Source organism: Bartonella gabonensis (genome assembly GCF_903679515.1).
GTDB lineage: Bacteria > Pseudomonadota > Alphaproteobacteria > Rhizobiales > Rhizobiaceae > Bartonella > Bartonella gabonensis.
This window is the reverse complement of the sequence record NZ_CAHOYM010000072.1, coordinates 1-3,132: the sequence shown is the minus strand read 5'-3', so window position 1 is coordinate 3,132 and position 3,132 is coordinate 1. Positions and strand designations below refer to the sequence as shown.

Sequence of the window (3,132 nt, the reverse complement as noted above, 5' to 3'; positions counted from 1 at the left end):
GGTCCAGATTCTGCAATGTGTTCATCTCTATCAAAGTAAACTAAATGAACTAATAAAATTTCATCAGAATTTATAAGCACTGGTTTGTTCACATATGCCTCCATTATCAAAATATTTAAATACATTTTGAAAAAAACGCCTTGACATAGGTTTTTTTTTTCGGGCTATGGTGTCTGTATATTTCATATTTAATGAACGAAGTCAAATAAAAAATTCATAAAATATGAAATTTTGTAAAGGCAAAAGTTAATTATGGATAATACAATGTTAGAAAAATTTTGGAATTATGGAGATGAAAAAGTGAAGGCAGCTATTATTCTTTGTCTAAAGAACAAGAGTTTTGAAGAATCGTTAAAACAGCTTTCTGAACTTCAGGTTTTGCTTGATAGTAAAGACGAATAAATTGTTCAGATTCTTTTATTAAAAAAGGTGGGATTTCACCAAAAAAATCAATAATCTTTATTAGTTCATCTGCTCTTATTGATCTAGGTTTTACTGGTTTATTTTTTGCTGAATTATTTAGCATGTTGGATAAATTAGATGGCGATATCCCTAAATGTTTAGCTAGCATTTTTTTGCTACCATGCCCACTTTTATCTAATTGCTCATTAAGCCATGCCTTTAATTGATCCGATTCCATAAAAACGAGGCTCTTTCATATGATATGAAAAATCAATAAAAAAAAACTGAATTTTTATCTTGATAAAATTCACAAAATATGAAATTTTATTGTTATGAAAAAAGAACCTGCGTATACCATAATAAAATATTTAGGGGGGGCTGTTAATGTTTCGCGTATTTTACAGAAATGTAAAGGCGCTGTTTATCGTATCACTTATTCTAAAGAGAAGGGTGGTGCTAATGGATTATTCCCTTCAATTTATCAAGCGCAATTATTAACCTATGCGCGAGATCATGGGATAGATTTACGCCCAGAAGATTTTTTTTATCCCGATCGCTTGCAATCATTAATGCAAGATCAGCGCCCCCCAATTACGAAAATTTGCAAGAGCAGCGGTTTTGATAACAGCAGCGATACTTTACAGCCTTAAGGAGAGCCGTGATGGCAGTTGAAAAGAAGTATGAGTTCATAAAACGGGCGGTTATTCTTGGACAACCTGCTGAGTTTTTACATCATAGAGTGTCACTTAAATGTATACGCGCCTTGAGAGATTTTGGAAATGTCAAAGCTGGTGATATCGGCGGTTTTATAGAGCATGAAGGCAATCTATCCCATGAGGGGGATTGCTGGGTAGCCGGTTCGGATAGACCTAGTGACACTGGATATGTTTATGGAAATGCTAAGGTTTATGGTGATGCGCGTGTTTATGGTGGGGCTCGTGTTTTTGGACATGCAGAAATATACGGTTGTGCAAAAGTTTTCGGTGATACGTATGTTTATGATCATGCAAAGATTTACGACAACGCTAAGGTTAATAATTCTCGTGTTTACGGTGAAGCGCAAATTTATGAGAATGCTTTTGTTAGAGATAAAGCAGAAGTTTACGGCAATTCTCGGATTTTTGGGAATGCTGAGGTTTATACAAAAGCACGCGTTTACGGGAATGCTAAGGTATATGAACATGCACATGTTTTTGATCAATCTAAAGTTTATGACAACGCGTTAGTTCACGGACATGCAAGAATTAGAGAGCAAGCCAAGATTTATGGCAATGCAGATGTTTGTGATTATGAAGATTTTCGCGATAATGAAGAAGTTTACATGCGTAAACACGTTTCATATAGCACAAATGCAGCGCATAAGTACGATGACAGCAAGCCTCGTTTAGATCTTATACCCCCATTTGCATTGTTTGAAATTGGTCGTGTTTTGGATTTTGGAGCCAATAAATACGGCGCAAACAATTGGCGTAAAGGCATGGATTGGAGCCGGTTTCACGGGGCAGCTTTACGTCATTTATTAGCATGGTTTGGTGGAGAAAATAAGGATGCTGAGAGTGATTTATCACACTTGGCACATGCGGTTTGTTGCCTTCTTTTTTTAATGGAATGCGAAGCTAAACAGATTGGTTGTGATAACCGCCCGCATAAAAATTAATGGAGATCAGAATGATTTTAAATGAAATTTTATCAATAGCAATTTTTGCAATGTTACTTATCGACGTCGTGCTGTTGGGTTTTGCTTTGTATTATCGCAACCAAGTTAAAGATCTTAAAGAGCGTATTGAAGATGAAGAATTTGCAGCTAGGATTTTAAAAGAAGAACGCGAAGAAATTAGGGAGATCATTAGTGGGTATGATGAGAATATAGCAAAGTGTGAAGAGGAAATTAAAGAACTGAATCAAAAGATAGGTGAGTATGAAAAAACATTAAAACGAAAAAGTGAAACGATACAGACACTAGAAGCAGAAGTTCAATACCGCGATGCAGAAATTGAGAAATTGAACCTACAGAATGAACTGAATCCAGATGATGGAACAGAGATTCAATCGCTTGATGAGGAAATTGACTTACTGAAGCGAAAGCTGGATGCGTATGATGAAACGTTCGGTAAAAACATCAAATCTATGTATGAACTCATAGCAGAAATTGAATACCGTGATGCAGAGATTGAAAAGCTTAAAGACGAGCTTAAGCAGCGTGATGAAAAAATTAAGAAGCTTAAAGAAACGCATAAAGAAGCACTTCAAAAGAAAGATATAGCTCTAAACAGGCGATTTAAAGAAGTTGAATCCCTTAATAAAGAAATTGAGAGTCTTAAAGACGAACTTAAGCAGCGTGATGCATCTGTAAAAGAAAATTCTCAGAAGAATAAGAAGAAAAGTAAGTGAGGTGAGAGATGGAAGATATGAAAGTTAAAAAGAAATATGAACTCACAGATGACGTAGTTGATCTTGGCCCTTTTAAATTACACCGTATACGCGCATTGAGAAGCTTTGGTAAAGTAAGAAAAGGTGATTTAGGTGGCTGGGTAGAAAGTGAAAAAAATCTTAGCCATAAAGGAAATTGTTGGATCAGTGGTTTAGGAGCAGTTTTTGGTGATGGAAGGTTAAATGGTGATGACGTAGTTCCAAATTTTAATTACATTTCTAACACAACTTATAATTTGTCTATGTTAACACCACAGCAATACATGCAATCACTACCTTGGCACCGTAGAATATGGGAGG

General features: G+C 35.6%; 4 protein-coding genes and 1 pseudogene. 4 read left to right on the top strand and 1 reads right to left on the bottom strand.

The genetic code is table 11. The annotated features are described in order from the left end of the window. Positions 1–313 precede the first annotated feature (313 nt). Positions 314–640 carry a helix-turn-helix domain-containing protein gene (locus HWX04_RS07920; RefSeq protein WP_175869584.1) on the bottom strand — a complete coding sequence of 109 codons (327 nt, stop codon included), beginning with the start codon at positions 638–640 and terminating at the stop codon, positions 314–316. Positions 641–734: 94 nt separating this feature from the next. Between HWX04_RS07920 and HWX04_RS07915 the strand changes: the two genes are divergently transcribed. The 4 genes and pseudogenes from HWX04_RS07915 to HWX04_RS07900 form a co-directional block, all read left to right on the top strand. Further along, on the top strand, positions 735–1,052 hold the full coding sequence (locus tag HWX04_RS07915) for a hypothetical protein (protein ID WP_175869583.1): 318 nt from the start codon (positions 735–737) through the stop codon (positions 1,050–1,052). A 671-nt stretch (positions 1,053–1,723) separates the two neighbouring features. Further along, positions 1,724–2,059 carry a dATP/dGTP diphosphohydrolase domain-containing protein gene (locus HWX04_RS07910; RefSeq protein WP_175869585.1) on the top strand — a complete coding sequence of 112 codons (336 nt, stop codon included), beginning with the start codon at positions 1,724–1,726 and terminating at the stop codon, positions 2,057–2,059. Positions 2,060–2,070: 11 nt separating this feature from the next. Continuing rightward, a complete protein-coding gene (locus tag HWX04_RS07905) occupies positions 2,071–2,793 on the top strand; it encodes a coiled-coil domain-containing protein (protein WP_175869582.1) in 723 nt (240 codons plus the stop codon). An 8-nt stretch (positions 2,794–2,801) separates the two neighbouring features. Then, positions 2,802–3,132: pseudogene (locus HWX04_RS07900) on the top strand (hypothetical protein); the annotation flags it as partial.

What these genes read in the sequence shown, in the direction of transcription:
- HWX04_RS07920 (WP_175869584.1), bottom strand. Translation starts at nt 640, where the DNA reads ATGGAATCGGATCAATTAAAGGCATGGCTTAATGAGCAATTAGATAAA.
- HWX04_RS07905 (WP_175869582.1), top strand. Translation starts at nt 2,071, where the DNA reads ATGATTTTAAATGAAATTTTATCAATAGCAATTTTTGCAATGTTACTT.
- HWX04_RS07915 (WP_175869583.1), top strand. Translation starts at nt 735, where the DNA reads ATGAAAAAAGAACCTGCGTATACCATAATAAAATATTTAGGGGGGGCT.
- HWX04_RS07910 (WP_175869585.1), top strand. Translation starts at nt 1,724, where the DNA reads ATGCGTAAACACGTTTCATATAGCACAAATGCAGCGCATAAGTACGAT.